We start from the raw sequence: 26,356 nt of genomic DNA, 5'->3' as shown, positions 1-26,356 counted from the left end.
CTAACGAAACATGATGCGGAAGGCCGATAGATTGACAAAAAAGGGAGCTTGGCTGCTGGCGGCGTTTATGCTGGCGGCGCAGTTGGGAATGGCGCAAGCTCCGGCGGCGCTGATGCCCCTGCCCGCCGAAATGCACTGGGGCAAAGGCCGCCTCAGCCTCAGCAAGCCGCTGAAGCTGCAGCTGGAGGCCTCGCCTGACCCGGCCGTGCGACCGGCCGTGCGCCGCCTGCTCACCCGCCTGCAGGGGCCGGCCGAGCCCGCCACGGGCCCGGTGCTGCAAATCCGCTACGGCCGCGTGGGCCAGCCCGAGAAGTTCGACGAGGAACGCTACAGCCTGCGCGTGACGCCCATGGGCGTGAGCATCGACGCCCCTACCAGCCTGGGCGTGCTGCGGGCCCTGGCCACGCTGGAGCAGCTGCCCGTGCTGGAGAAAAAGCAGCGCTACCTGCCCGAAGTCGACATTCAGGACCAGCCGCGCTTTGCCTGGCGCGGGCTGCTGATTGACGCGGCCCGGCACTTCATGCCCGTGGCCGTCATCAAGCGCAACCTCGACGGCATGGCGGCCGTGAAGCTGAACGTGCTGCACTGGCACCTGACCGACGACCAGGGCTTTCGCATCGAGAGCAAAGTATTTCCGCGCCTGCACACGGTGGGCAGCCCCGACGGCCTCTACTACACCCAGGCCGAGGTGCAGGAGGTGCTGGCCTATGCGGCGGCGCGCGGCATTTGGGTGGTGCCGGAGTTCGACATGCCCAGCCACACCACCAGCTGGATTGTGGCCTACCCACGCCTGAAATCCAACGACTCGACCTACGCGCCCTACACCTCGTGGCGCACCACCAACGTGGCCATCGACCCCACGCGCGAAAGCACCTACACGTTCCTGGACTCGCTGTTTACGGAGATGACGGCGCTGTTTCCGGCCCCGTACTTCCACGCCGGCGGCGACGAGAACGACGGGCGCAACTGGCGCCGCACGCCCCGCATTGTGGCCTACATGCAGGCCAACAACATGGTGAAAGCCGACGGCAAAACCGTGGACAAGCACCAGCTCCAAACCTATTTCAACCGCCGGGTGCTGGCCCTGCTGCAAAAGCGCGGCAAAACGATGATAGGCTGGGACGAGATTCTGGGACCGGACCTGCCCAAGGAAACCGTTATCCAAAGCTGGCGCGGCAAGAAAGGGCTAAACGACGCCGCCAAGCTGGGCCACCCCGTGCTGCTCTCCAGCGGCTATTATCTGGACTTGAATCTCAGCGCCGCCAGCTCCTACACCACCGACCCATTGCCGCCCGACACGCCCCTCACGCCCGCCGAGCAGAAGCGGGTGCTGGGCGGCGAGGCCGCCATGTGGGCCGAGTTTGCCGATTCCACGGTGCTGGACTCCCGCATCTGGCCGCGGGCCGCGGCGGTGGCCGAGCGGCTGTGGTCGCCGCAAGCCGCCACCCAGAGCGTGGCCGAGATGTACCGCCGCCTGCCCGCCGTCTCGGCCGAGCTGGAAACGCTGGGCCTGCGCCACCGCATCGTGCCCGAGCGGCTGCTGAAGCAGCTGGCCGGCAGCGCCAACGTGGCCCCGCTGCGCACGCTGGCCGAAGTGCTGGAGCCCGTGAAAGAATACAAGCGCCATTTCCAGGGCTACACCTACACCACCGCCACCCCCCTGAACCGGCTGGTAGATGCCGCCCCGGCCGAGTCGGAAACGGCCCGGCGCTTTGGCGTGCTGGTCGACAGCGTGGTGGCCGCCACCGGCTCGGCTGCGGGCCGTTCGTCGGCCACGGCGCGGCAAGTGGCCACTCTGCGCACGCAGCTCCTTCGCTGGCAGGCCAACGACGTGCTGCTCCAACCGCAGTTGCTCCTGAACCCCTCGCTGCGGGAGTATGGGCCGCTTTCCACCAACCTGGCCGCCGTGGCCAAGCTGCTGCTGGAGCGCCTCACGCAGCTACAGACCGGGCAGGCGGCTTCGCCCGCGTGGCAGGCTTCGGCCAAAAAGGTGCTCGACGCGGCCCAAGCGCCCGCCGGCCAGGCCGAGCTGGCCATCGTGCGCGCCGCCCGCAAGCTGGCGGGCATTTAAGTTGACGTAGCACGTGGCTGACCGCGCTGCGCATTCCATTTGGGTTCTTAATGTTGACTTCTTCGCGTATTCTTCGCCTCCTGCTGCGACTAGGCCTGGTGCTGGCGCTGGCGCCATTTGCGGCGCTTATGGCCTTCAATCATCCTTTTTTCGATGATTACCGCACGGCTTACTGGACGCACGAGCACGGCCTGTGGGGCATGCAGCAATGGTTTTACCTGACGTGGTCGGGCCGGTTTACGTCCACGTTTTTCATGACCGTGCTCAACCCCGTCACCTACGGGTGGCTGGAAGGCGTGCGGCCGGCGGTGTTCCTCGTGTTTGGGCTGCAATGGGCCAGCATCGCGTTTCTGCTGCGAACGATTTTCCAGACCGTGTTGCGGGCGAATTTTGCCTGGAGTGCGGGGCATTGGGCCACGGCTTTGCTGCTGGCGTTGTTTTGCAACGCGACGGCTGCGCCGTTTTCGTTTCTGTACTGGTTTTGCGGGGTGGTCGTGTATCAACTTACACTGCTGAGCCTGCTCACCTTTGCGGCGCTGGCTTTGCGGGCGGGCTGGGGGCCGGCGGCTTCGCAGTGGCGATGCGCCGGCTGGGCCTGCGCACCACTGGTGTTGGCCGTGGCGGGCAACGAGTTGACCATGCTGCAGGCGGTGCCCGTGCTGGCGCTGCTGGGCTACGCCTTGCCCCGGGCCGCGCGCCCCAAGTGGTGGCTGTGGCTGGCCGTGGCCGGCGCTACGGCGGCGGCGGCGGTGCTGGCGCCGGGCAACTGGCTGCGCGTGGCCGCCACCGCTCCGCCCACCGACCCGCTGCACGCCTACCGCTGGCTGGTGCTGGGGCCGCGCACGGCCTATTCCATGGCCTTGTTCCTGATGCAGCCGCTCAATGCGCTGAGCCTGGTGGCGGCAGCGGCGGCGGGGCTGTGGCTGGGATTTGGCTCAGCCACTAGCGCCACGGCCCGGCTGGTGGCCGGCTGGCCCCGACGCCACTGGGGGGCACTGCTGCTGGCCTTTGGCGCGCTTCACACGGTTGGCTTTCTGCTGTTTCGGTACGTGCTGGTGGGGCCGCCGCTGCACCGCGCGCGCAACGAAATCCTGCTGCTGATGCTGGTGACGGTGCTGGCGCTGGCGTGGCTGGTCGCGCAGCTCCCGGCCGTGGCGCAGCTTGCGCCGCGCTTTCGCCGTTTTGCGCCCGCGCTGGTGGCGTTGGCAGGGCTGTTCGTGGTGGGCAACGTGCCCGTGGCCTGGCGCGAGCTGGTCACCGCCGCCGCGCCTTTCGATGCCCAGATGCAGGCCCGTTATTCCTTGCTGCGCGCAGGCGCCGGCCGCGGGCAGCACACCGTGACGTTGCCGCCGCTCCGCCTGCCCACGGCCCGCCTCCTGATGCCGCTGCGGCAGTTCACCCCACCGCGCAATCTTGAATTCGACATCGACCTGACTCCCGGCTGCGACGGCAACATCAACGACGTGACGGAGCGCTACTTCCACGTCCCGAACGTGTGCTGCGACCCGCAGGCGCCAGATATTGTGGTCCGGCATTAGCCGAGCGGCGGCTTCTCGTTCCTCGTCGCCCCAGTATCTTTCAGCATGAAAGCTGCCATTACCCACGCCCTGGCCAACCTCAATTTCACGGCCATCGACTTCGAAACCGCCAACGAGCACCGGGCCAGCGCCTGCGCCGTGGGCGCGGTGCGGGTGCGCGGCGGCCACATCACGGAGACCTACCAAACGCTGCTGCGGCCGCGCGTGCTGCGCGTGGACTGGCGCAACTACCAGGTGCACGGCATTGCCGAAGAACGCCTGCACGACGCCCCCACCATGGCCGATGTGTGGGCCGACCTCCTGCCCTACCTGCACGAGCAGCCCGTGGTGGCCCACAACTCGGCCTTCGACGTGAGCGTGCTGGAATACACGCTGCGCGACTTCGACCTGGGCATTCCCTCCTTCCACAGCCTGTGCTCGGTGAAGCTGGCCAAGGTGTGCTGGCCCTTTCTGGAGCGCCACAAGCTCGACCACGTGGCGGGGCATTTCGGCATCCCGCTCAACCACCACGACGCGCTGAGCGACGCGCGGGCCTGCGCCGAAATCACGGTGCGGGCGTTTCAGTCGGGTGTGGCGCTGCCGCTGTGCTACAAGCAGCGCGAGCTCACGGCCGGGCTGGCGGCGCGGGCGGCGAAGCAGGCGCCGAAACTGGCAGTAAGCCGGCGCTGGTAAATGATGGGGCGGCTGCTAACCCTGCTGGCGGTTTTTGGCGTACTGGCGGCGCTAGGCCTGCTGGTCGTGCGGAGTTGCTCGTTTATGGCGGCTCCGTTTATGCTTGCAGACATGAGCGGGCCGAATGGCTTCAAAATCGAGCAGATTGATTTTGACGATTACCTCAAGCGACACAAAACCGAAGCTTCGGTGTACGAGCTGGCCCTGAAAACCAACATCCTTCCCTCGGCCATTCGACAGCTTGAACAGGCCTGCGGCAGCCCGGCTCAGCGGCTCACCACGTTCTATACCTACACCGTTTTTTCAGGTGAGGTAGCTACCAACGGCCAGGACGAACTGTTTCTCTCGGGCCTTAACGGGCACGATTCGGTGGAGCTGCCCGGCGTGTGCGCGCCGGCCCACAAGAGCTCCTGCTGGCAAGTGGTTGAAGCCTTGAATCGTGACTCGCTGTTAACACGCCAGGATTATGTTGCCTACACGGTCGAGGACGGAAAAAACCCATTACGAGTGGCACTCATTCACTCCGACAACCGATTTGCACCGCTACTTTTCCAGCAAACCAACGGCGTCAATTTCGGCATCACCACCGATTCGCTGGTTACGGAGTTTCGTCGCCTCGATGCGCTATATGGTGTCGAAATAGTAGGCGCTGGTTTCGACCAATGCACCATTCGGTTCAAATCCTTGCCGGACAACAAGCTGCCGCTGGCCGCTCGACTGGAACGCATTTGTCCATCTGAGCAAGAAGAACCCGTGAACCTGAAGGCGCTGGCCGCCGAAATTCAGGTAGGCAAAAATTACTCTTTCTGGTGGGATTAAGCTATAATCAAAACAGCACGGACACTTGCATCCGGCCGGTGTGCACGGTGTTGAGGGTGCTGGCTTTGCGGCCGTCGTAGGCCAGCGTGATGTTGAGGCCGTTGCTGAGGCGCTGCTCCACGTTCAGGCTCCAGGTGAAGTTGCTGCCGGGGCGCAGGGCGTTGAGGATTTCGATGGCCACCACCGAGTTCTGCAGCTCCGGGGGCACGTCAAATCTGACGCTGGTGTAGCGCGTCGAGGCCGTGATGGTGCGCTTGTTGACCTGGCTGATGCGGGTTTCGAGGCCCAACTCGTCGAAGATGCCGGGGTGGGTTTCGGCGGGGGTGGGCACGGGCAGCGTGGGCAGGTCGTCGGTGAGGGTGTTTTGCTTGTGGGTGCGCAGGTAAGTGCCCGTGAAACGCAGGCTGGGCGAGGGCTGGTAGCTGATTTCGGGCTGCACGCTGTAAATCAGCAGGCGGTAGTTGCGGGTGAGCAGGTAGTTGCTGCTGGCCTCGCGGATGTCGCGCGAGCCGATGAGGCGGCCCGTGAACGAGGTGGCCAGCGTGCGGCGCAGCAGCAGGCTTTGGGTGCTGAGGTTGCGCAGGTCGCGGCCCTGGGCCAGCAGGGTTTTCTGCTGGGTTTGCTGAAAGGTGAGCTCGGCCCCAAACACCGGGCTCGACCGATTGAAGTACAGCGTATTTCGAAACAGCTGGTTGAAAGCCAGCAGCTGGTCGTCCTCCTTGTCGTAGCTGAAGGGACTGAGGCGCGAGAGCAGCCGCGGGTCGGTGGTGCGGCGGTCCACCGTGACGCTGGTGAGCGTGGCGAAGCGCGACGCCACGGCCTTCCAGCCGCCAGCTTCGCGCCAGCCCCGGGGGGCCGCCGTGGTGATGCGGTAGCTGAGGCGGTTGGTGAACGCCGTGATGTAGTCGACCGTGGGGATGTAGACCTTGATGTAGGTGCGGTACTGCGCATCGGGCGTTTGCGCTTCAAAAAACTCCTCCTTGTCTTCGCGCAGGTTGCCGTTGAGGTCGCCGGCGTAGTAGTGCGTGCCCTGCCCGGCCGGCACGGCCAGAAAGGAGTAGTCGCGCTTGAGCTCCCGGCCGGTGGCCACGCTGTAGTTCAGCTCTGAGCGTATCTGGTTTTGCAGCAGGCTGGCGTTGTAGAACACCTGGCCCAGCACCGTGCGGTTGCGCGCCAGGCCCAATGAGTCAAGGTCGCGGTAGGTGGCCAGCAGGCGCACATCCTGGTTTTTGCTCAGGCGCGCGGCCAGGGTGCCCTGCCAGGTTTGGGCCGTGCCGCGGCGCTGCAGGGCGTTCTGCTCGCGGTTGGGGGTTTGGTCGCGCCGGTAGCTGTAATCGAGCCGAAACTGGGTGCGGGCCGAGTCGCGGCTTTGCACAAACACATTGTGCTCGTCGAAGTAGTTGGCCGAGCGAATGGTGTCGGTGGTAGCGGAGCTGACGCGGTTTTTATCGAACCGATACGCGTAGCCCGGCACCACCCGGCCGCCCACGAAACGGCCCGTGGCCTCGCCCCGCGCCCAGTCGGAATGGAAGCGCCCGGCGTCGGAGTTCAGCAAAAACAGGGAGCCGCGCATTTCCAGGTTGCCCACTTTCTGGGCCGCATCGAGCCAGTGCTGCAGGCCGCTCACCTCGCCCGGCCGAAAGCGCCGGCTGAGGCGGTAATTGACGTTGTTGTTGAAATCCTTCCCCGCGCCCACGCTGAAGTTGAAAATGTTGTCCTCGCGGGCCACCGACGTCACGCCGGTACTCTGCTGCGTGCTGCCGTTGCTCCAGTTGCGCTCAAACTCAATGTCGCGGTAGCGGTCAATCGGCGCAAAGTACTTGCCCGTGTACTCGTAGTCCAGGGTGGAACGCAGGCGGTAGCCGCGCAGCGCGCTCCCGGCCAGCGCGGCGGGCAGGCGGCGGTCCTGCATCACGTAGCCCACGCGAAAGGCGCCATCCTGGTCGCTGGCCGATGAAAAGCGGTTGCGTTCCAGCCGCGAGTGCGCCGCGTCTACGAATACGGTCGTGCTGCTGTCCAGCTGGAAGCTGGCGCCGCCGGTCACCATCTGCTTGCGCAGCGGCGTGGCCACGCGGCGCACCGGCAGGTAGCGGCCGCCGCCGGGGCTCACGTAGGTATACACGGTGCCGTTGGCGCTGCGGAAGCGCGGCTCGTCGCTGCGCTCGTAGTCGCCGTTGCCCTGGCCCACGTCCGAAAACGCCACGTTGTAGGAGCCGCGCACTGAATCCACCGGCGAGTCGGCCCCGACGTACGTGAACACGGGCACGCGCCGGCCGCCCACCACGCGTATTTCGCGGTGGTACTGCACAATGCGGCGGTTGTAGGCCACCGAGTCGCCGCCGGCCACCTGGGCCACGCCCACGTTGCCGGCCTGCTGCAGCCGGCGCACCAGCGTGGTGTCCTGCAGGTTGATGTTCAGGGCGTTGTTGGGATTGTCGGCCTCCTGGTAGAAGTTGCCGTGCACGTTCAGGCGGCCCAGTTGCTGGTAGTGGCTGGCCGTCACCAGCGAGCGGGAGTAGTTCAGGTCCGAATACTCGAAGTCAATCTTGATGCGCGAGTTGCGCGTGATGAGGTGGCGCGGCGTAAACGTGACTTCGGCCAGGTTGTAGTCAATCGTGTAGTCGGCGTCGAACCCGCGGGTTTGCAGGCGGCCGTCGAGGTACACCTTCTCCGAATTGGCCAGCACAATGATGTAGGGCTCGCCGTTGGGCCCGCTCAAGCGGTACGGCCCCTGCACGTTGTCGATGGGCGGCAGGTCGATGCTGGCAAACTTGCCCTTGGCCACCCCGCCGGCAATGGCGGTGGAAGAGCGCCACGGCAGGCCCTTGCGCACGCCGCTGGCGCTCACGGTGGCACCGGCCACGGGCGCGGCATCGCCCTGGGGCAGCGGTGCGGCGCCGCCGTTGCTCACCCGCCGGTTGGGGTCCGTCAGCTGCGGCTGGCTGATGGCCGGCGGGTTGAGGGTGGCCGGGGCCGTGGTGTTGCCCAGCCCGGCCGGCAAGCTGCCGTTCACTAGTTGGCCCGGCTGCCCGTTCAGAAACGTGGCGTTCGACACGCCCTGCAAGGCACCGTAGCCGGACAAACCCAGAATGGGCGGCCCGAAATTGGCCTCAGCGGCGGCCCCCTGAATGTTTTTGTAGTAGCGCAGGAAGTAGTCGGGCTTGTTGCGCAGCACCACGTCGCCGGCCGTCAGGCTCCAGTTGGGGTTGGTGAGGGTGATGTAGATTTTATCGAACTGCTGCAGCTGCTGGGTGTTGCCCTCGGGCTGGAAGGGCACGTTCTGGTCGGAAATGGCCGCCGTGAGGTTGATGTTCTCGGCCAGCTTGCCTTCGAGCTGCAGGTTCAGCGCCGAGTTCACGAACACGTTCTGCGTATTGCCGAAGCTGATGCCGCGGGCCAGGTTGCCGGTTTTGCTGATGCCCGGCGTGCTCAGAATTTGCTCCTTCACCGAGAAGTCTTCCATGCCCAGCATCGGCTGGCGGAAGCCCAGGCTGTCCATCAGCCCGATGGGCCGCCGGTAGCGCGCCGCCGAGAGGCGCAGCGGCAGCACCCGGTAGCACACCTCCAGCGAGTCGGGCAAGGGCGCACCCGCGGTATCGCGCGGCGCGGGCCGCACCCAGCGGAACCGGTCGGTGCGGCCGTCGTAGTCCAGCCCGCGCCCATTGGCCCGCACCGATGAGGGCACCACCGTCAGCGTATCGGTTAGCGCAAAAAACGTGGTGTCGCGGCCCGGCGCCAGGCGCACGTAGCGGCAGCGGCGGGTGCTGGGTGGCGGGGCGTCGGCGGACTTCGGCGTTCTTTCTTGGCCCTGAGCAACTTGTATCAGTAACAATAACGCCGCAGCGAGCAGGCCCATGAAGGGGAAGCACAAGCGTAAGCGGCGAATCATTCGGTAAAGGTCGGGTTTGGCGGGTAACGCGGGCGGGCAAGCGTTTCGTGCCCGAAAGAGAGTTGCAAAGCGGTGTTTTGGCCCTTCAAACCCCTCGTCATTTCGCCGGGCCGTAGCGCCTTCAAGGCATGGCAGCGCTACCCCGCCAGCGGCAGCTCGATAAAGAAGTCCGTCCCCTCCCCCACTTCGGTTTCAAACCAGATTTTGCCGCCGGCGCTCTCGATGCCGCGCTTGGCCACGGCCAGGCCGATGCCCGAGCCGGTTTCCTTGGTGGTGAAATTGGGCACGAACACCTTCTCCCGGACTTCTTCCGGAATGCCGGCCCCGTTGTCGCGGATGGCCACGCGCACCTTGCTGCCGTTCACCGGCGTCAGCGACACGTCGATGTGGGGCTCGCGGCCTTCGGGCACGGCCTGGCGGGCGTTGATGAGCAGGTTGTTGAAGGTGCGCACCAGCAGGCTTTCGTCGGCAAACACCACGTAGCAGCCGGTTTCGGCGTCGGGCGGCAGGTGCAGGTCGAGGGCGCCGTCGCTGGAATCGGGCTGGTGCAGCGCGGCGCAGCGGCGCAAAATGGCGGCCACGTCCAGCCGCTCGGGCCGCATGGTGGGCAGGTTGGTGAAGGTGCTGAAGGAGGTGGCGATGTCGCTCAGCACATCAATCTGGGTGATGAGCGTTTGCGCAATGCGGCCGATGAGTTCCTCGGCATTGGCCCGGCGCTCGGCAATGGCTTTCTGCAAGAACTGCAGGCTCAGCTTCATGGGCGTGAGCGGGTTCTTGATTTCGTGCGCCACCTGCCGGGCCATCTCGCGCCAGGCCGCTTCCTTTTCCTGGGCCGCCAGCTCGCGCTTGCTGGCCTCCAGCTTGGTGAGCATGGCGTTGTATTCGCGCACCAGCAGGCCAATTTCGTCGTCGGAGCTGCGGTAGTCCAGCAGTTCGTTTTCGCCGGTGAGCGTGGTTTGGGTGAGCTTTTCGGTGATGAGCTTGAGCGGCGCCGTGAGCTGCCGCGCCGCCACAAACGCCAGCCCCAAAAACAGCAGGAACATGAGGGTGAAGATGTTCAGTATAGTGGTGAACAGCTCCGTCAGCTTGGTATTCAGCTCCTTCTCCGAGTCAAAAAACGGGATGCCCACGTAGCCCAAAATCGGACCGGTCGGCATGGCCATCTCGTCGGCCGACGACCCGTCGTCATCGTCGTACAAGGGGTTTCCGGAAGCATCGAGGCCCTTCCGGAGGGCACTGCTTGGCAGCGCATGGCCCGCCAAATCGGTTTCTACCGCTTCTCCCTCCCCGGCCCGCACCGGCAAGTACAGGGCGTTGAACGACAAGGAGCCCGCGCGCTCGGTGAGCAGGGCCCGCGGCCGGTTGCGCTCGCGCAGCGCCACCACGGCCTGCGGATTGAGCAAGGGGCCGAGCAAGCCGGCATCGAAAATGATGGGTTGGCTGCTGGCCAGCAGCTCGCCATGGGCATCGTACAGGTTGAGGTCGGTTTCGGTGAGCGCCGCCACGTTTTTTGCCAACGCAGTGAGGGTCGGCCGCGCGGTGCTATCCGTCAGCAAATGGCGCTGCCGACGCAGGCTCTCCAGCGCCAGCTGCCCGCGCCGCTCGTAGGTGCGCGACAGGTCGCGCTTGTACGAATCGATGAGCTGGCTGGCCGTGGCCACGCTCACCACCACCAGCGGCACCACAATGCCCACATTGAGCAGCAACTGGATGCGCGTGCTGAAATTGAGGCGCAGCCTCGGCGCCGCTCGCCCGCGTAGCAGCACGCCCACCCCGCCCACCAGCAGCCAGAAAAACGAGGAGAGCAGGAACTGAAACGAGAAGTTGGCCAGCCAGTCGGCCAGCGAATAGGTGGCCGTCGTCACCACTACGGTGCGGCCCTGCGAGCCCTTCACGGCCAGGTGGTGGTAGCCGCGCCGGCTCACGCCCTGCGCGTACAGGCGCGGCTCTTTCAGCAAGCTGGTGGGCAGGCGGTTGGCGTAGTCAAAGTCGCCCTCGCTGTACACCAGGCGCCCCTGGTTGTAGCCGGCGTAGCTGAGCTCGGTGGCCAAGCCCGGCTGAAAAAAATTCTGGTCCACCAACAACTCCGGCAGCACACTATAAGAGGTCAGCTTTTTAAGCGTCAGCTCCACCCGCACGGCCCCCAGCGGCAGGCCAATGCCATTGACCCGCGTGCCGGGCACGGTGATGTAGGCCACGTAGCGCCGCGAGCTGAACGGGTTGGTTGAGTTCACCAGGTACACGCCGCGCTGGTCGGTGGGCGTGGCGTTGCGTTCCAGCTCCGCGCGCGACGTTACCAGCCCCGGCGTGCCCGGCGCGGCCCCCAAGGGGTCGCCGGCCTCGTCGTATAGCGTGATGTTGCTCTCGTATTTGTCGAAATATTCATTCAGGTACTGCCGGGCCACGCGCTGGCGCACCGCCTCCGGCCGGCCAAAAGCCGCCGACAACGAGCGGCGCACGAAGGGGTCGGCCGCGATTTCGCGCATGCGCTCCCCCAGCAAAAACTCGCCCTGCAGGTCGTTATCGATGAGCATATTGCCGGCCAGCCGCTGCTTGTCCGCCAGCACCTGTTTTTCAAATTGCGCATACAGCGCCAGCGCCCCCGTGGCCGACGCCAACGCCAGCAACAGCACCACGAGCACCGACGACTGGTAGCTGCCCGTAGTGGGCGCGGCCTGCATGCCCACCGCCCGCACCAGCGAGGCAAACAGCAGCAGCACCGCCCCCAATAGCACCCACGGCTGGCCCAGGGCCAACCCCACTCCCAGCACCGGCACCGCCAGCAGCGCCGGCCCCAGCAGCAGCGCCCGCCGCGGCACGTGCCGCAGCAAGGCGCCCGTGAGCTGCGTCAGCCCAAAAAAGCCCACCAGCCAGGCGGCCGTGTGCAGCAGCACGGCCAGCGCCAGCAGCAGCCAGAAGCCCGTCACCTTCAAGTGGCGCGACACGTCGAGGCTCAGCTGTGAGCTGCCAAAGGCCGTGGTGTAGTATTCAAACAACAACGCCAGCCAGCCGCAAAACGCCAATCCCAGGCCTGCCGCTGCCATCAGTTGGCCCGGCCGGGTGCGCGGCGCACGCACCCGGTCCAGCACGTTCCCATGGCGCCACAGCGCCACTCCCCCAGCGGCCACCAGCAAAGCCAGCAGCGCATTCAGCAGCAAATCGCCAAGGGAAGGAGCCCAGGCCGCCGCCGCGTACACGCGCGGGTCGAACAGCGGCAATTCTATGAAAGAATACGGCAGCCCCAAATACAGCAGCGCGCCCCGCAGCGCCGCCAGCGGCAGCACCAACGCCGCCACGGCCGCCCCCGGCCGACGCGCCCGCCACCATCGCAAGGCCAGCAGCAGCCACCCGCCAGCGTACAGCAGGCTTCCAACGGCCAGCAATGCCAGGGGCACGTACTGCCCGGTGAGCGGATTGGGCTGCAGTCGCTCAATAGAAAACAAGTAGTGTCCGTCGGCGGCTTCGAAGCGTGCCCGGCTGGAGCCGACACTATCGGCCACCACCTTCAGTTCCATGCCCCGAAACAGGGCTTGTTCGCCGCCTTCCCGCAAATAGCGGTTGGTGATGCGGTATTTCCGCTCCAGCGGCACATACGTGAGGATGGTAAACCGCCCCGCCATGCGCCGCAGCAGCAGAAATTTCCCCACCGGCAACTCTATCAGCCGCTCAGCGCCGGGGCTGGCGGCTTCGGCCTCAGGCCGCAGGGTGGCGTCGGACCAGTAGCGCAGGTTCCCGTTTTCGAGCACACAGGTCGGGTACGTGGTTTGGGCCAGCAATTGCTGGAAGCTGTAGCTGCCCCTGGGCAGCTGGGCAGCCACGCTGTCGGCCTCGCGGCGTGCGGTGGTTTCGGCTTCGCGCACCAGCTGCTGCAGCCGGGCCACGTCGGTGCGCTGCACCACGCTGGGCGCCTGCGCGTAGCGGCTAGCCAGGTACCCTCCCACAAAACAGCAGGCCGCGGCCAGCAGCAGCAACCAGGGCAAGCGGCGCTTTGCCTGAACAGCAACCACGGAAGGACCGGTTTGGGTAGAAGTCTGCAACAAAAATGGGCTAAAGAAAGCCGAGGCTAGGTTTTCAGGCAAAGAAAGGGCACAGCACACGCCGGGCCGTAACCTTGGCCGTGGCACCCCGCAAAATCTGCGCCTAATAAAAAAATGCCACCCAAGGGCGGCATTTTACCAATGATTTTTTATGGTTGCTTCAACGCCCCACAAAACGCGGGTCGAAACCGGTCCCGCCGAATGCATAGAGCATCAGGGCCCGTGAGTAGCGAAACAGCAGCGGCGTCACGGCCAGCACCACTGCTCCTACCGCGGTGATGTACACCCACAGCGGCGGGTCGCCAGCCAAGTAATACAGCAAAAACCCAATGGCCAGTAAGATGGCCGTCGAAAAGCCCGAGCTGATGTACATCGCGCCATAGTAAAAGCCCGGCTCAGGCTCGTACGTCTGGCGGCACACCGGGCAGGCTTACGGCATGTCCATGAAGTGCGTGCTCAGGGCCGGGCCGGCAAACAAGTCGCCAGTGTGGCAGCGCGGGCACCGCAACTTCAGCAGCGCCAGCGGCGTCGAGGCAATGGCGCGCTGCGCTTGGGGCATTAGGCCTTGGCTGCCTTCGTTTTGGGGTGCGTGCGCCGGTACCAGAAGTAGCCCACGGCGCCCATCAGGATGTAGGGCACGGTCATCATGTACACAATGCCTTTGTTGAGGCCGGCCACGTCGTAGTCGTCGCGCTCCTGCTTGGCCGCCTCTACCTGCGACTTGCACATCACGCACTGCGCCTGTGCGCCCAACGGTGCCAGGCTCAACAACACACCCAGCAACAGGGCAAAAGCGGCGAGGAAGAAAGTCTTTTTCATAATCAGATGAACACAGGGGGTGAAGCAAAGTTTCCCGCAGCCCCTTGACTTAAGTATAATACGGCGAAATCATGAAGTAAACGACCACGCCCGTCACCGACACGTACAGCCACACCGGAAACGTCCAGCGCGCAATGCGCTTGTGCTTGGTGTATTGCCCTGTGAGGGCAAAGTAGAGGGTGAAGAGCACCAGCCCCACCGTCACCACGGCCAGGCTGATGTGGGTGAGCAGCAGAAAGAAATACACCAGCCGAATGGCACCCACGCCACCAAAGTGCGTGCTGGCTACTTGCGAGTGGTAGGCCACGTACGATAGCAGAAACACTGCTCCCAGCGCGAAGGCGGTACCCATCATGGCGCGGTGTTTCAGCACATCGTTTTGCCGGATGAAGTAATACCCCGCCAGCAGGCACACGGCCGTGAGCGAATTAAGCACCGCGTTGAGGGCCGGCAGAAACTTCACCTGCGCTCCGGGAATGCGGAACGTGTCGGGGAAATAATACAGAATGGCTACCAGCAGCGGCACCACCGCTCCCAATGTGCCCAAAATGATTTTGTAGCGTGTGTAGTCGCCGGGTTCCAGCACCGGGGGGTGCAATTGCTCAGTGGGGGTGTTCATAATCGTAAAGCTGCACGGTGATTTCCGTGAGTAATCGGTCAATTTCGCGGCCGTCGGTACCATCGTAGATACCGCGCACGCGCCGCTGACTGTCAACCAGTAACAGCCGGCCGGCCGGGATGTTGGCGGTGTACACCGCGCCGGGCAGGCGGTGCGGGTCAGAAGTCAGCCGGTATTCCCGGAAAGTCAGGCGGCTGAGCGTATCAGCCGGGCCGGTCAGAAAAAACCACTTGCCCGCAATAGTGCCGTATTGTTCGGCCAGCCGCGTCAGGGCGGCTGCGTTGCCGGCTTCGGCGCTGAGAACAAAGGTTACTAAGCGCACACGCGGCTCATGCCGGAATTTCTCCTGCACGCGGAGTAGCTGCCGGGCCACGCGGGCGCTGGCAGCATCCGAATCATAAAACTGGGCGATGTAAATGCCCTGGCTGAGTTCCTGGCTGCTCACCACGCGCCCCGTTGACGCGGGAAGTTGAAAGGGTGCTACCTGGTGGAAAACAGTATCGCGCCGCCACTTCCCGCCAACCTGCGTGGAATCCACGCGGTCAGGCAGGTAAGTGGGCAGCGCGTAACGGTTGGTGCCGAAGCTGAACAGGAACAGAAAAGCCAGTACCGGCACCAATAGCAGCAGCCCCAGCAAAAGGGTTTGGCGGGGCCGCATCCGCTATTTAAACATGTTTTGCAGCACTTCGCCGATGAACGAGCCCTCGGTTATCAGAGCCACCAGCAGCCATACCAGTAGGGCTACCGGAATCAGAATCGTCCAAATCAGGCCTTTGGTTTCGTGCTTCAAGTGCATGAACTCGGCCACGATGAAGAAGGCCTTCATGATGGTGAGCACAATAAAAATGCTGTTGCGGAGGGTGCTCGGGTGCATCAGGAACACGAAGACGAACTCGATGGCGGTGATGCCCACCAGCACGAAGAAAGTCTTCCAAATCCAGCCGGTGTTCGGTTTGGCGATTTCGCCGGGAGCGAGCGTGTGCTCAGTAGTTGCGTGGGAAGCCATTTTTTAGGGAATTAATAATTAAGAATTTGTAATTAAGAATTCTGCATGCATAGCACTAGGGCCGTCATTTATTGATTCCTAATTATTAATTATCAATTAGATTAAACGAGGTAGAAGAAGGTGAACACAAACACCCACACCAGGTCCACAAAGTGCCAGTAGAGGCCGATTTTCTCCACCATTTCGTAGTGGCCGCGCTTTTCAAACGTGCCGTTGGTGGTGGCAATGAAGCACCAAATGAGCAGGCAGACGCCCGAAAACACGTGGGTGCCGTGGAAGCCCGTGATGAAGAAGAACAGGTCGGCAAAGAGCACCGGGCCGTATTGGTTCATGGCGAGGTTGGCGCCGTGGAACACCGTACCGTCGGCCATCATGGTGCCCTCGGGGGTGCCGTGGATAAAGTGGCTCCACTCCCAGGCCTGGCTCAGCAGAAAGGTGCTACCGAACAGGATGGTCCACAACAACCATTTCTGCACATCAGCTTTGTCCATGCGATGACCGGCTTCAACAGCCAGCACCATGGTTACCGAGCTGAAAATGAGAATCATCGTCATCAACGCCACGAAGCCCAGCGGCACGTTGGCGTGGCCTAAGCCCGGGAAAGCGTTGAACACATGGTCCGGAATCGGCCACCACCGCGTGCTGAACACAAACTCTTTGGCTTCGCCGGTGAAAACTTCGTGCTTATGGCGAATCATGCCATAAGTGGTGAGGAAAGCGGCAAAGGTGAATGCGTCAGAAAGCAGGAAGAACCACATCATCAGCTTGCCGTAGCTCGCCTTGAAAGGTTCGTTGCCGCCATCCCAGTTGCCGGTGCGCGGGGCGTCTTGGGTAGCGGGTGCAGTGGGCGACTGCAAAGTGGTCGATTGGGCCATAGCGGACAGCGTAAACGTCGTTTTAGTGGTTCAAAAGTAAGAACAAATACAGGTACAGCCAAAGTCCGCCCAGGAAGTGCCAGTACAAGGTAGCGTTGCCAATGGAGAGCATGGCGCGCGAATGCACTTGATAGTTAAGGGCTCGGCGAAGCACGACGGCCACAAAAACAAGCCCCGTAATCAGGTGAAAAGCGTGCACGCCCATGAGCACGTATACGAACGAACCCGACGGATTGGCGTCGGCGCCGCCGAAATAGGTGTTGCCGGCCACTAGGTCGCCGAAGCTCATGTACTGGCCCACCAAGAACGCCAGGCCCAACGCCAGGGTGATGCCCAGGCCGGTTTTGAGGCGCCCGATTTCGTCTTTACGCGCTGATGCATAGGCCCACTGCATGCTGGCACTGCTCAGCGCAATGAGGATGGAGTTGATGAGCAGCGACACGGGCAGGTCGAACTCGCGCCAGTTGCCTTCGTCGCGGCGCACAATGTAACCGCTGGTGAAAGCCGCAAACATCATCACAATGCTGAAAATGAGCAAGATGAGTACCACACGCTTGGGGTGCCATCCTAGGCCAACTTCCTTTTCAGACAACAGTTCCGGTTGAGGATTCATGGGATAAGTAATTAATTCGTTATCAGCTTTCCAAAGCAATAACTGCTTGCTCTCGGTGCCACCTTAGTAACAGCAAAACGCTAGATTTTGTCCAGCACTAAGGCAATTTGTACGATGGGCAGGTACAAAAATGAGGCAAACATGATGCGCAAGGCGGCCTTCCGCGATTGGGTGCGCATGAGCTGCACCGTAAGCAGCAAAAACAGCACCCCGCACACCACTGCCACCAGCGCCGAGATGCGCCCCGAAATGTTGAATTCCAGCGGCAGCAAGCTCAGCGGGATAAGCAGCAGCGTGTAGGTCATGATTTGGAAGGCCGTGCGCAAGTCGCGGTTGCCTGGAGAGGGCAGCATCTTGAAGCCGGCCCGTTTGTAGTCGTCATCGGCCACCCAGGCAATGGCCCAGAAATGCGGAAACTGCCACATAAACTGAATGCCGAACAATACCCACGCCTCTACACCGATGTAGCCCGTAGCCGCCACCCAGCCAATGAGCGGCGGCAGCCCACCCGGAATGGCCCCCACGGCTACGCAAATGGGCGAAATCGTCTTGAGCGGCGTGTAGATGAAGCCGTAGAGAATGAGTGAAAGCAGCGACAGCGCGGCCGTCAGCGGATTGAAGCAATACGCCAGCAGGCCTAGCCCGGCCACGCCCAGCAGCACGCAAAACACCCAAGCCTCGGCTGGCGTGATGATGCCCAGCGGCAGCGGGCGCTTGGCCGTGCGGGTCATCAGCTTGTCGAGTTCCCGCTCGTGAATCTGGTTGATGATGTTGGCCGAGCCCGTGACGAGCAAACCGCCCAGCATCACCAGCAGGGCCTGGCCCCAGTTAAAATCGTGCGCGCCCAGCATGTACCCAATCGCACTAGAAAACGCCACTGTGAGCGAAAGCCGGAACTTGAGCAGCTGAAAATAGGCGCGGGCCTTAAGCATCAATACCTTTTCTAATTAGTGCCCTCGGCAGGTATACCAACAACAGCTGCCTGCCAAACGGGCCGCAAAGTTACGCAACAACCGGCCGGGCGGCATCCGATGGCGCAATAGTTTCTGGGGCTTTGCGCGCATGGGCCACCGCCAGCAACGTCAGAAACTGCACGCCGAATAGCACCGTCGCCAAGGTGAGGTGCACCGGCTGCACTGCCGCCGGCAGCGCAAACGACGCCAGCACAAAGCCCGCCACTATTTCCAGGCCTATCATGCCCAGCGTGGCCAGCACCAGCCGCCGCAGGCGCACCTGCCCGAACTGCCACAGTTCGAATCCCACGTACACATTCAGCAGCAGCACCGCCGCCGATACCGTGCGGTGTAGCGTGAAGACGCTGCCCAGCTTAGCTATCCAGTTCTCGCGTCCTGCGTAGCCCGCTGCTGCCGACACCACATCCACCTGTTCCCGAACCTGAGTGCCCAGTATGATTTGCCAGAAAGTGAGCAACAACGCGGCCCATAGCCATACCTGCAGCCCCACGCCCGGCACGGCCGACGCTCCTGGGGCCGACGCGGCCTGCCGCCATTCGTAGCCAGCACCCTCCCCTTCCCGGCCTGAGCGGGCGCGGTCCACAGCGTAGAGAAGCAACGCCACAATCACCAATGCCAGGGCCATGTGAATGGTCACCATTACCGGAAGCAGGTTGGTTGATACCACCAGCGACCCGAGGTAGCCCTGCACCCCTGTGAGCAGGAATGAAGCCAGCGCCAGCCAGAAAATGGTTCGGTCGCGCTTCCAATAGGGCAGCGCAAACAGGACCGTTAGGAAAACAAAGACACCAATCAGCGCACCGAGCAGCCGGTTTACATACTCAATCCAAGTCTTAACAGCGTTGAAATCAGTTTCAATGTACTGAGTAGGGTGTGCAAAAATGCTTCCTGCTACCTGAGAAAACCCCAATCGCTGCAGCGTACGGGCCAATTTCTGGTTCTTGGCCACACGCTGCGCGGTGTAGATTTCCTTGTAATTGGGCGGTAACTGGTTGGCTTGGGTAGGTGGTATCCAACTGCCGAAGCATTTAGGCCAGTCCGGGCAGCCCATGCCGCTGCCGGTGCTGCGCACCACGCCGCCAACCAATATCAGCAAATACACGGCCACCACCGTCAGCAACCCAACGAACCGAAAGCGACGCACGGCTGGGCTTATCGACCAATTATTCATTACGAGAGGATTGTCAAAAAGGGTGACAACAAAACGGGCCGCCGGTGAGGCGGCCCGCTTCGGGACTTTATAACTTAACCAAACTACTCGGCCATGTCCTGCTCGTAGGGCAGGTTCGACGAGTGCGTTTGCGAGTACGGCACGTTCTGGGGGATGAAATCCACTTCCGAACCAGGCTTGCTGTAGTCGTAGGGCCAGCGATACACGGCGGGAATTTCGCCGGGCCAGTTGCCGTGGCCGGGCTCGATGGGCGTGGTCCATTCCAGCGTGGTCGAGTTCCAGGGGTTCTGGGTGGCCCGACGGCCGCGGAAGATGCTGTAGAAAAAGTTGAAGATGAAGATGAACTGACCCAGGAAGGCGATGATGGCCGCAATCGAGATGAACTTGTTCAGGTCAGCGAATTGCGAGAAAGCATCAAAACCAGTCCAGGCGTAGTAGCGGCGGGGGAAACCGGCGATACCAACGTAGTGCATCGGCATGAACACCAAGTATACACCAACGAAAGTCAACCAGAAGTGGATATAGCCCAGCTTCTCGTCCATCATACGGCCGAACATCTTGGGGAACCAGTGGTACACCCCGGCGAACAGGCCGAAGAATGCCGAGCTACCCATTACCAAGTGGAAGTGAGCCACCACGAAGTAAGTGTTGTGCATCTGAATGTCCAGCGTAGCGTTGCCGAGGATGATACCCGTCAGACCACCCGAGATGAACAGCGACACGAAACCGATGGCAAACAGCATCGCAGCCGTGAAGCGGATGTTACCACGCCACAGCGTGGCCAGCCAGTTGAATACCTTCACGCCCGAAGGCACGGCAATAATCAGCGTTAGGAACATGAACACTGAACCGAGGAAGGGGTTCATGCCGGTCACAAACATGTGGTGAGCCCACACGACGAACGACAGCAGCGAGATGCCAATCAGCGAACCAATCATGGCGCGGTAGCCGAAGATGGGCTTGCGAGCGTTGGTTGCCAGAACTTCCGACACCATGCCCATGGCGGGCATAATAACGATGTATACTTCGGGGTGGCCCAGGAACCAGAACAAGTGCTGGAACAACACCGGCGAACCGCCTTGGTTGCTGAGTGCCTGTCCGGCGATGTAGATATCCGACAGGAAGAAAGAGGTGCCAAACGAGCGGTCAAAAATCAGCAGCAACGCGGCCGAGAAAAGAACCGGGAACGACAGGATACCCAGGATAGCAGTCAGGAAGAAAGCCCAGATGGTGAGCGGCAGCTTGCTCATGCTCATGCCACGGGTACGCAGGTTGATAACCGTCGTCACGTAGTTTACGCCACCCAGCAACTGCGACACGATGAACAGCGCCATCGATACGAGCCACATCGTCATGCCTGCACCCGAGCCCGGAATGGCTTGCGGCAGCGCCGACAACGGCGGGTAGATTGTCCAACCAGCGGCAGCCGGGCCCGTCTCAATGAACAGCGACGAGAACATCACGATGCTCGACAGGAAGAAGAACCAGTACGAAAGCATGTTCATGAAGCCCGAAGCCATGTCGCGGGCGCCCACTTGCAGCGGAATCAGGAAGTTTGAGAACGTACCCGACAAACCAGCCGTCAGCACGAAGAATACCATGATGGTACCGTGCATGGTCACCAACGCAAGGTAGAACTCCGGGTTCAGCTTGCCGGCCTGAATCCACTTGCCGAGGAAAGGCGTGAGCCACTCCATCGAGCCTTCGGGCCAGCCTAGCTGCAGACGGAACAAGCTGGAGAGGGTGCCCCCCAAAATGGCCCAAATCATGCCCGTAATCAGGAATTGCTTAGCAATTACTTTGTGGTCTTGGCTGAAAACGTACTTCCACAGCCAGTGCTGGTCATGATGCTCATGGTGATGGTCATCGTGCAGCAAATGGTCGTCGTGCTCGGTAGCAGGAACCGGAGCGGAACCAATGCCACCTTGCGCTTCAACGCTGGGTGAAAGATTAGGCTTAGGTGTCATGTCTGACATAGCGGGATACCGTTAAATTGTATTAGTAAGAAGCAGCCAGTGGAGCGGGAGCCGTTTCGGCAGCTTCGGGCTGGGCAGCTACAGGAGCAACCAGCGTTTTGGCTTTCTGTTTGAAAGCAGCCATTACTTCCGGATTTTTCTCGGAGAAAGACTGTTGGGCAGCATACCAGTTCTGGTAATCGTCCGGCTCGTCCACAATCAGCGTAGCTTTCATGGCGAAGTGGCTGCCGCCGCACACCTGGTTGCAAGCCAGTTCGTAGTTAAACTTGGGGTTGCCCAGTTTAGCGCGCATTTCGTCGGTCGACATCGTCGGCGTAAACCAGAAGCGAGTCGGCATGCCCGGCACGGCATACATCTGCACCCGGAAGTGCGGCATGTATACGGCGTGCAGCACATCGCGCGAGCGAATCTTAATCAGCACCGGTACCCCTTTGGGCACGTGAATCTCATTGGTGGTGAAGTCGTCGAGTGCCGACTTATCGCTCAGGTCGAACCCCCATTCGTTCACGGCATCAATCAGACGGTAGTTTACCACGCCCAGCTTCATGTCGCGGCCAGGGTAGCGCACCAGCCAGTTAAACTGCTTGCCCATTACTTCAACCACCACCGAGTTTTTGGGAGCGGGGCCGGTGATACGGGTCCATGCTTTCCAGCCGGCAAAGATGAGCGCGGCCATTACGATGGCCGGAATCACCGTCCAGATTACTTCAATCTTGTTGTTGTGAGCGAAGAAGTATGCCCGGCGGCCTTCCTTGTGCTGATACTTATAGGAGTAGACAAACAGCAAGGTTTGAGTTATCAGGAAAGCAATGCCGATTACCGTCATCGTCGTCCAGAACATGCGCTCCATCTGATGGCCGTGCACCGAAGCAATGGGTGGGTTCATCTTGTTGAAGTTTTCAACAAACGAGTAGGCAAACCATGCACCGCCTACCACCAGAAAAACCAGCATAAGAATAGCATTAACGCTATTGCTCATGCCAATGTCACGGGTAAAGGTACCCGAGAAGATAGAAGTCAGAATCTGCAAGCGAAACAGCAGGCCGAAGACGACCAACAGCAACACCAACACCAGCAAAATGGTAAGAGCAGTCATTTTTTAGATATTAGAGTCGAGAGCTTAGAGCTTAGAACCCGCCGCAGCTCAAACAGGAAACGTCTGAGTTCTGAGTTCTAAATTCTCAGTTCTAAAAGAATTAAGTAGTGTGGTGAATGCTTTCGTCCAGGAAGGGGTGGTTGACCGGTACGAGCGAAGCCGAAGCCAAGCGCCGCGTGAACAGAATCAGGAAAGCACCCAGGAAAATGGCAGCGATACCAATCTCAATCAAGAACCCGCTTTCAGCCTTCAAAGTTGCCGGCATGAACATCAAATAAAAGTCCGACCAGTGACCCGCCAGAATGGCGATGCAGACAATCTTCATGATAATCATCTGACGCTTTGCGTCGCGCGTCATCAAGCCCAGGAAAGGGAACACAAAGTTGATGAGCAGATTGAAGTAGAAGATGCCGGTGTAGTGACCTTCGAAGCCGCCGAGGCGCTGGTTGTAATACACCGCTTCTTCAGGCAGGTTGGCGTACCAAATCAGCATGAATTGTGCGAACCACACGTAGGTCCAGAAAATGCTGAAGCCAAACATCAGCTTGCCCAAGTCGTGCAAGTGGTTGGAAGTCAGAGCGCGCAGGTAGCCCGCTTGCTTCAGGAAGATGGCCGTGAGGGCAATGGCAGCAATGCCCGACACCCACCACGAAGCGAAGACGTACCAGCCAAACATGGTGCTGAACCAGTGCGTGTCAACCGACATCACCCAGTCCCAAGCCGACATCGACGAAGTCACAGCGTAAAGCACCAAGAACAAAGCCGAAGCATTGATGCTCTTGTGGAACCATACTGTGCCACCCAACTGGTCTTCGGCCAGCGACAGCTGACGCAGCTTATAGCTGAAGAAAGCCCAGATGGCGAGGTAAACAATGGTGCGGATGAGGTAGAAAGGCAAGTTGAGGAAACCGCTCTTGCCGGCGATGATGGCGTCGTAGTTGGGGTTGCCCTTCTCCATGATGCCTTCGTGCGTCCAGTGGAAGATATCGTGGCGACCAACGAGGAACACCACAAGCATAATCACAGCACCCGGGATAATCCAGGCGCTGAGAGCTTCCGAAATGCGCTTCACCATTACCGACCAACCCGCGTAGGCTACGTAGTTGATGGCCATGAATACCGTGCCGATGGTGGAAACACCGAGGAAAAACACATTGCTGTGCCACAGGCTAACAATGATGCGTTTTACCAGCGTGGAGCTGCCTTCGTGTTCCAGCGAGGCGCCGGCACCATGGCCAGCCGAAGCGCCCAGGTGGCCTGCCGCTTCGCCGGCAGCAGCGTGTTCTTCGGCGCCCCAGCCCATTACTTGGGCCAGAATACCGAGAATCAATACCACTACACCGGCGACAATGATGGTAATAAAAGTCTTACGGGCGCCATCCGTTACAACGAGCTGTTCAGCCGTGGCGCTTTCTTGATGCGTCAGAGTTGCCATAGTTATTTGTTGCCGGGGGTGTGGGTGACGCCGGAACCGTTGGGCGAAACGGTGCCGCCTTGGCCGGGAGTTTCAGAACCTTTACCTGCCTGGGCCTCTCCTACCGGGCCTTGGTTGGCACGGTCAGTCATTTCGGTTGAGTCGTTTGCAGTGGAAGCCGGGCCTTTGGCTACCAGTTTGCTCAGAGCATCCGGGCCTTCGCCGCGTTGTAGCACGCGCACGTACATGGCAATTTTCCAACGCTCCTCAGGATTCACAATGGAGCCGTGCGGCATCATGCGGTTGCGGCCCCATTGGATGACGTGGTAGATGTGCCCATCGTTCATCGTCTTATAAGCACCGGCCGAGTAATTCGGCACGCCCTTAAACTTCAAACCTACCGGCCCCTGGCCATCGCCAGCCTCACCGTGGCAGTGCGAGCAAATGCGGGTGTACAGCACCTTACCCTCTTCCAGATTGGCTTTGGTATAAGGATACGGGTTGCGAAGCCGACGCTCGGCAACGCCCACGCTGTCCTTCGGAATGTGGTCGTAGTAGCTCAGTTTGCCGCGCGGAATGGTGCCGTTGGCCGGCGTCCGCTCGTTGATGCCAAATGAGTTGACCGTGTTGAAGTTGGTTTGCTTCAGGGGTTCGTACGGAATAGACTCGTACATCTCCGGTGCGTATTCCACACCGGGGTCGTCGGCCCGGTTAGAACAGGCCGAGGCCAGCCCCAGGGACAGCAGCAGCGCCGAAACGCGCAGGCTCAGGTTCAGCGGATGCGTCATTAGTTTTTGCTCATTTCTTTTTGGTTGACTTCCGATGCGCCGTTGTCGCGCAGCAGCTGGGTCAGCCGAGAAAACTGCGAACCGGTTTCATCCAGCTCGATGGCCATTACGAATTTGTCGTCGGTGGCCCGCACGTCCATCACGTGGGTTTTGAAGCGCGGGTACAAGCCGGTGATGGTGAAGAAGGTCAACGCCATGCCGTGGCAGGTGAAGAATACCGTCAATTCGAAAGCCACCGGGATGAAAGCGGGCAGCGAGATGTGAGGCTTGCCGCCGATAATCATCGGCCAGTCGAAACCCAGCATGTAAATCTGCATCCACAGCGCAAACGACAAACCCGTGAGGCCGAAGAAGAACGCGGCGATGGGCAAACGCGACCGTTCAATGCCGAGGGCATCGTCGATGCCGTGCACGGGATAGGGCGAGAATACGTCGTAGATTTTTACTCCCGCTGCACGCAGATTTTCAATGGCGTGCAACAGCACATCTTCGTCTTCGAAGATACCGAGGGCGAATTGCTTAGTCATGCTTGGTATAGGTTACGGGAGCCGACGCCGGTACTCCGTGAGTAGCAGGGTGAACAGGGGCATGGTGCACGGCTTTCGACGGGTTGTAAGTCGGGCCGTTGTCCACGGTGTACTTCAGGATGGTTTTCACTTCGGCCATGTTAATCACCGGGAAGAACTTGGCGAAGAGCAAGAACAGGGTGAAGAACAAGCCCAGCGTACCCAGGTACAGACCGATGTCGATAATCGAGGGCGAGAACATGGCCCAGCTCGACGGCAGGTAGTCGCGGTGCAGCGAGGTCACGATGATTACGAAGCGCTCGAACCACATACCGATATTCACGATGATGGAGAGCACGAAGGTCAGCGGAATGCTGTAGCGCACGCGACGCAGCCACACCAGCTGGGGCGTAATCACGTTGCAAGTCATCATCGAAGCGTAGGCCCACCAGTAAGGACCGGTAGCACGGTTGATGAAGGCATACTGTTCAAATTCTACTTGCGAATACCAGGCAATGAAGAACTCCGTGATGTACGCCACACCCACGATGGAGCCGGTTACCATCATGATTTTGTTCATCAGCGCGATGTGCTCCAGCGTAATGTAGTCTTCGAGACGGAACACCACGCGGGTAATCAGCATCAGTGTGAGCACCATGGCGAAGCCCGAGAAGATAGCGCCGGCCACGAAGTAGGGCGGGAAGATGGTGGTGTGCCAGCCCGGTACAACCGAGGTAGCAAAGTCCATCGATACGATGGTGTGTACCGAGAGTACCAGCGGGGTCGAAACGCCGGCCAGAATCAGCGAAACCGTTTCGTAACGCGACCAGGCCTTGGCCGAACCTTTCCAACCGAAGCTCAGCATCGAATAGCTGAAGCGGGCAATGGGGCCCTTGGCACGGTCTCGAATTGAAGCGAAGTCGGGAATCAGACCAATGTACCAGAATACCAGCGACACAGTGAAATAGGTCGAGATGGCGAACACGTCCCAGAGCAGCGGCGAGTTGAAGTTTGCCCACAGCGAGCCCAGCGTGTTTTGCAGCGGAAACACATAGAAAGCCAGCCACGGACGGCCCATGTGCAGCACCGGGAACATGGCGGCACAGATTACGGCGAAGATGGTCATGGCTTCGGCGGCGCGGTTGATGGAGCTCCGCCACTTCTGACGGAACAGCAGCAACACGGCCGAAATCAGGGTGCCGGCGTGGCCGATGCCCACCCACCACACGAAGTTGGTGATGTCCCAGGCCCAGTTGATGGTTTTGTTCAGGCCCCACTCCCCGATGCCGTACCATACGGTGCGGTATACGGAGTAGAAGAACACCCCCAGGAAGAATAGCGCCACGCTCAGGGCAGCCATCCAACGCAGGTTGGGTTTGGCTTCTACCTGATAGCAGATGTCTTGCGTGACGTCGTGTAACGTCTTACCGCCGGTTACGAGCGGCTCGCGTAAGGCTGATACGTGCTGCATAG

Annotated in this window: 22 protein-coding genes; 4 read left to right on the top strand and 18 right to left on the bottom strand. The window is 61.1% G+C overall.

The window, feature by feature from the left end; translation table 11 throughout:
* Positions 1-88: 88 nt before the first annotated feature.
* Genes JAO73_RS14165 through JAO73_RS14150 form a run of 4 tightly spaced genes read left to right on the top strand, consistent with a single transcriptional unit; the run spans position 89 to position 5,100 of the window.
* Entirely contained in the window at positions 89-2,071 is a 1,983-nt protein-coding gene (locus tag JAO73_RS14165; RefSeq protein WP_198977725.1) for a beta-N-acetylhexosaminidase, read from the top strand.
* Between the two features lie 50 nt (positions 2,072-2,121).
* Entirely contained in the window at positions 2,122-3,609 is a 1,488-nt protein-coding gene (locus JAO73_RS14160) for a hypothetical protein (RefSeq protein WP_198977724.1), read from the top strand.
* Between the two features lie 45 nt (positions 3,610-3,654).
* On the top strand, positions 3,655-4,281 hold the full coding sequence (locus JAO73_RS14155; protein ID WP_198977723.1) for a 3'-5' exonuclease: 627 nt from the start codon (positions 3,655-3,657) through the stop codon (positions 4,279-4,281).
* The gene (locus JAO73_RS14150) at positions 4,282-5,100 is read left to right on the top strand and encodes a DUF4253 domain-containing protein (protein WP_198977722.1); all 819 of its coding nucleotides are present in this window, start codon (positions 4,282-4,284) and stop codon (positions 5,098-5,100) included.
* Between the two features lie 7 nt (positions 5,101-5,107).
* Here the strand turns inward: JAO73_RS14150 and JAO73_RS14145 are convergent, their stop codons facing one another.
* From JAO73_RS14145 to nrfD, 18 genes are all read right to left on the bottom strand, one after another.
* On the bottom strand, positions 5,108-8,989 hold the full coding sequence (locus JAO73_RS14145; protein ID WP_198977721.1) for a DUF8818 domain-containing protein: 3,882 nt from the start codon (positions 8,987-8,989) through the stop codon (positions 5,108-5,110).
* A 137-nt stretch (positions 8,990-9,126) separates the two neighbouring features.
* A complete protein-coding gene (locus tag JAO73_RS14140) occupies positions 9,127-12,969 on the bottom strand; it encodes a sensor histidine kinase (RefSeq protein ID WP_233169208.1) in 3,843 nt (1,280 codons plus the stop codon).
* Between the two features lie 217 nt (positions 12,970-13,186).
* Positions 13,187-13,447, bottom strand: a complete 261-nt coding sequence (locus tag JAO73_RS14135) for a DUF983 domain-containing protein (RefSeq protein WP_198977720.1) — start codon at positions 13,445-13,447, stop codon at positions 13,187-13,189.
* Positions 13,448-13,456: 9 nt separating this feature from the next.
* Positions 13,457-13,585: a hypothetical protein gene (locus JAO73_RS23240; protein WP_262896065.1), complete on the bottom strand. Its 129-nt coding sequence runs from the start codon at positions 13,583-13,585 to the stop codon at positions 13,457-13,459.
* Positions 13,585-13,845, bottom strand: a complete 261-nt coding sequence (locus JAO73_RS14130) for a hypothetical protein (protein ID WP_198977719.1) — start codon at positions 13,843-13,845, stop codon at positions 13,585-13,587. Before JAO73_RS14130 ends, JAO73_RS23240 begins: the two co-directional genes overlap by 1 nt.
* A gap of 49 nt (positions 13,846-13,894) precedes the next feature.
* A complete protein-coding gene (locus JAO73_RS14125; RefSeq protein WP_198977718.1) occupies positions 13,895-14,464 on the bottom strand; it encodes a DUF420 domain-containing protein in 570 nt (189 codons plus the stop codon).
* Positions 14,448-15,122 carry a thioredoxin domain-containing protein gene (locus tag JAO73_RS14120; RefSeq protein ID WP_198977717.1) on the bottom strand — a complete coding sequence of 225 codons (675 nt, stop codon included), beginning with the start codon at positions 15,120-15,122 and terminating at the stop codon, positions 14,448-14,450. Before JAO73_RS14120 ends, JAO73_RS14125 begins: the two co-directional genes overlap by 17 nt.
* 3 nt (positions 15,123-15,125) lie before the next feature.
* A complete protein-coding gene (locus tag JAO73_RS14115) occupies positions 15,126-15,470 on the bottom strand; it encodes a cytochrome C oxidase subunit IV family protein (RefSeq protein ID WP_190927503.1) in 345 nt (114 codons plus the stop codon).
* Positions 15,471-15,571: 101 nt separating this feature from the next.
* Positions 15,572-16,345 (bottom strand): cytochrome c oxidase subunit 3, encoded by a 774-nt coding sequence (locus JAO73_RS14110; RefSeq protein ID WP_190927505.1) that lies wholly within the window; start codon positions 16,343-16,345, stop codon positions 15,572-15,574.
* A 22-nt stretch (positions 16,346-16,367) separates the two neighbouring features.
* Positions 16,368-16,958 (bottom strand): cytochrome c oxidase subunit 3, encoded by a 591-nt coding sequence (locus JAO73_RS14105; protein WP_198977716.1) that lies wholly within the window; start codon positions 16,956-16,958, stop codon positions 16,368-16,370.
* 80 nt (positions 16,959-17,038) lie between these two features.
* The gene (gene cyoE / locus JAO73_RS14100) at positions 17,039-17,890 is read right to left on the bottom strand and encodes a heme o synthase (RefSeq protein WP_198977715.1); all 852 of its coding nucleotides are present in this window, start codon (positions 17,888-17,890) and stop codon (positions 17,039-17,041) included.
* Between the two features lie 70 nt (positions 17,891-17,960).
* Positions 17,961-19,103: a COX15/CtaA family protein gene (locus tag JAO73_RS14095; RefSeq protein WP_198977714.1), complete on the bottom strand. Its 1,143-nt coding sequence runs from the start codon at positions 19,101-19,103 to the stop codon at positions 17,961-17,963.
* 83 nt (positions 19,104-19,186) lie between these two features.
* Positions 19,187-21,070: a cytochrome c oxidase subunit I gene (locus JAO73_RS14090; RefSeq protein ID WP_190927514.1), complete on the bottom strand. Its 1,884-nt coding sequence runs from the start codon at positions 21,068-21,070 to the stop codon at positions 19,187-19,189.
* 31 nt (positions 21,071-21,101) lie between these two features.
* A complete protein-coding gene (locus JAO73_RS14085; RefSeq protein WP_198977713.1) occupies positions 21,102-22,175 on the bottom strand; it encodes a cytochrome c oxidase subunit II in 1,074 nt (357 codons plus the stop codon).
* Between the two features lie 100 nt (positions 22,176-22,275).
* On the bottom strand, positions 22,276-23,610 hold the full coding sequence (locus JAO73_RS14080) for a quinol:cytochrome C oxidoreductase (protein ID WP_233169206.1): 1,335 nt from the start codon (positions 23,608-23,610) through the stop codon (positions 22,276-22,278).
* A 2-nt stretch (positions 23,611-23,612) separates the two neighbouring features.
* Positions 23,613-24,377: a c-type cytochrome gene (locus JAO73_RS14075; protein ID WP_198977712.1), complete on the bottom strand. Its 765-nt coding sequence runs from the start codon at positions 24,375-24,377 to the stop codon at positions 23,613-23,615.
* Positions 24,377-24,904, bottom strand: coding sequence for a DUF3341 domain-containing protein (locus tag JAO73_RS14070; protein WP_198977711.1), 528 nt, complete (start codon positions 24,902-24,904; stop codon positions 24,377-24,379). Before JAO73_RS14070 ends, JAO73_RS14075 begins: the two co-directional genes overlap by 1 nt.
* A complete protein-coding gene (gene nrfD, locus JAO73_RS14065) occupies positions 24,897-26,354 on the bottom strand; it encodes an NrfD/PsrC family molybdoenzyme membrane anchor subunit (protein ID WP_223827775.1) in 1,458 nt (485 codons plus the stop codon). The genes JAO73_RS14070 and nrfD overlap by 8 nt, the downstream gene beginning before the upstream one ends.
* Positions 26,355-26,356: the final 2 nt, after the last annotated feature.

Source organism: Hymenobacter miniatus (assembly GCF_016427455.1).
Lineage (GTDB): Bacteria > Bacteroidota > Bacteroidia > Cytophagales > Hymenobacteraceae > Hymenobacter > Hymenobacter armeniacus.
This window is presented reverse-complemented; position numbering and strand designations above follow the sequence as displayed.

What these genes read in the sequence shown, in the direction of transcription:
- JAO73_RS14165 (WP_198977725.1), top strand. Translation starts at nt 89, where the DNA reads ATGGCGCAAGCTCCGGCGGCGCTGATGCCCCTGCCCGCCGAAATGCAC.
- JAO73_RS14160 (WP_198977724.1), top strand. Translation starts at nt 2,122, where the DNA reads ATGTTGACTTCTTCGCGTATTCTTCGCCTCCTGCTGCGACTAGGCCTG.
- JAO73_RS14155 (WP_198977723.1), top strand. Translation starts at nt 3,655, where the DNA reads ATGAAAGCTGCCATTACCCACGCCCTGGCCAACCTCAATTTCACGGCC.
- JAO73_RS14150 (WP_198977722.1), top strand. Translation starts at nt 4,282, where the DNA reads ATGATGGGGCGGCTGCTAACCCTGCTGGCGGTTTTTGGCGTACTGGCG.
- JAO73_RS14145 (WP_198977721.1), bottom strand. Translation starts at nt 8,989, where the DNA reads ATGATTCGCCGCTTACGCTTGTGCTTCCCCTTCATGGGCCTGCTCGCT.
- JAO73_RS23240 (WP_262896065.1), bottom strand. Translation starts at nt 13,585, where the DNA reads ATGCCCCAAGCGCAGCGCGCCATTGCCTCGACGCCGCTGGCGCTGCTG.
- JAO73_RS14130 (WP_198977719.1), bottom strand. Translation starts at nt 13,845, where the DNA reads ATGAAAAAGACTTTCTTCCTCGCCGCTTTTGCCCTGTTGCTGGGTGTG.
- JAO73_RS14125 (WP_198977718.1), bottom strand. Translation starts at nt 14,464, where the DNA reads ATGAACACCCCCACTGAGCAATTGCACCCCCCGGTGCTGGAACCCGGC.
- JAO73_RS14120 (WP_198977717.1), bottom strand. Translation starts at nt 15,122, where the DNA reads ATGCGGCCCCGCCAAACCCTTTTGCTGGGGCTGCTGCTATTGGTGCCG.
- JAO73_RS14115 (WP_190927503.1), bottom strand. Translation starts at nt 15,470, where the DNA reads ATGGCTTCCCACGCAACTACTGAGCACACGCTCGCTCCCGGCGAAATC.
- JAO73_RS14110 (WP_190927505.1), bottom strand. Translation starts at nt 16,345, where the DNA reads ATGGCCCAATCGACCACTTTGCAGTCGCCCACTGCACCCGCTACCCAA.
- JAO73_RS14105 (WP_198977716.1), bottom strand. Translation starts at nt 16,958, where the DNA reads ATGAATCCTCAACCGGAACTGTTGTCTGAAAAGGAAGTTGGCCTAGGA.
- cyoE (WP_198977715.1), bottom strand. Translation starts at nt 17,890, where the DNA reads ATGCTTAAGGCCCGCGCCTATTTTCAGCTGCTCAAGTTCCGGCTTTCG.
- JAO73_RS14095 (WP_198977714.1), bottom strand. Translation starts at nt 19,103, where the DNA reads ATGAATAATTGGTCGATAAGCCCAGCCGTGCGTCGCTTTCGGTTCGTT.
- JAO73_RS14090 (WP_190927514.1), bottom strand. Translation starts at nt 21,070, where the DNA reads ATGACACCTAAGCCTAATCTTTCACCCAGCGTTGAAGCGCAAGGTGGC.
- JAO73_RS14085 (WP_198977713.1), bottom strand. Translation starts at nt 22,175, where the DNA reads ATGACTGCTCTTACCATTTTGCTGGTGTTGGTGTTGCTGTTGGTCGTC.
- JAO73_RS14080 (WP_233169206.1), bottom strand. Translation starts at nt 23,610, where the DNA reads ATGGCAACTCTGACGCATCAAGAAAGCGCCACGGCTGAACAGCTCGTT.
- JAO73_RS14075 (WP_198977712.1), bottom strand. Translation starts at nt 24,377, where the DNA reads ATGACGCATCCGCTGAACCTGAGCCTGCGCGTTTCGGCGCTGCTGCTG.
- JAO73_RS14070 (WP_198977711.1), bottom strand. Translation starts at nt 24,904, where the DNA reads ATGACTAAGCAATTCGCCCTCGGTATCTTCGAAGACGAAGATGTGCTG.
- nrfD (WP_223827775.1), bottom strand. Translation starts at nt 26,354, where the DNA reads ATGCAGCACGTATCAGCCTTACGCGAGCCGCTCGTAACCGGCGGTAAG.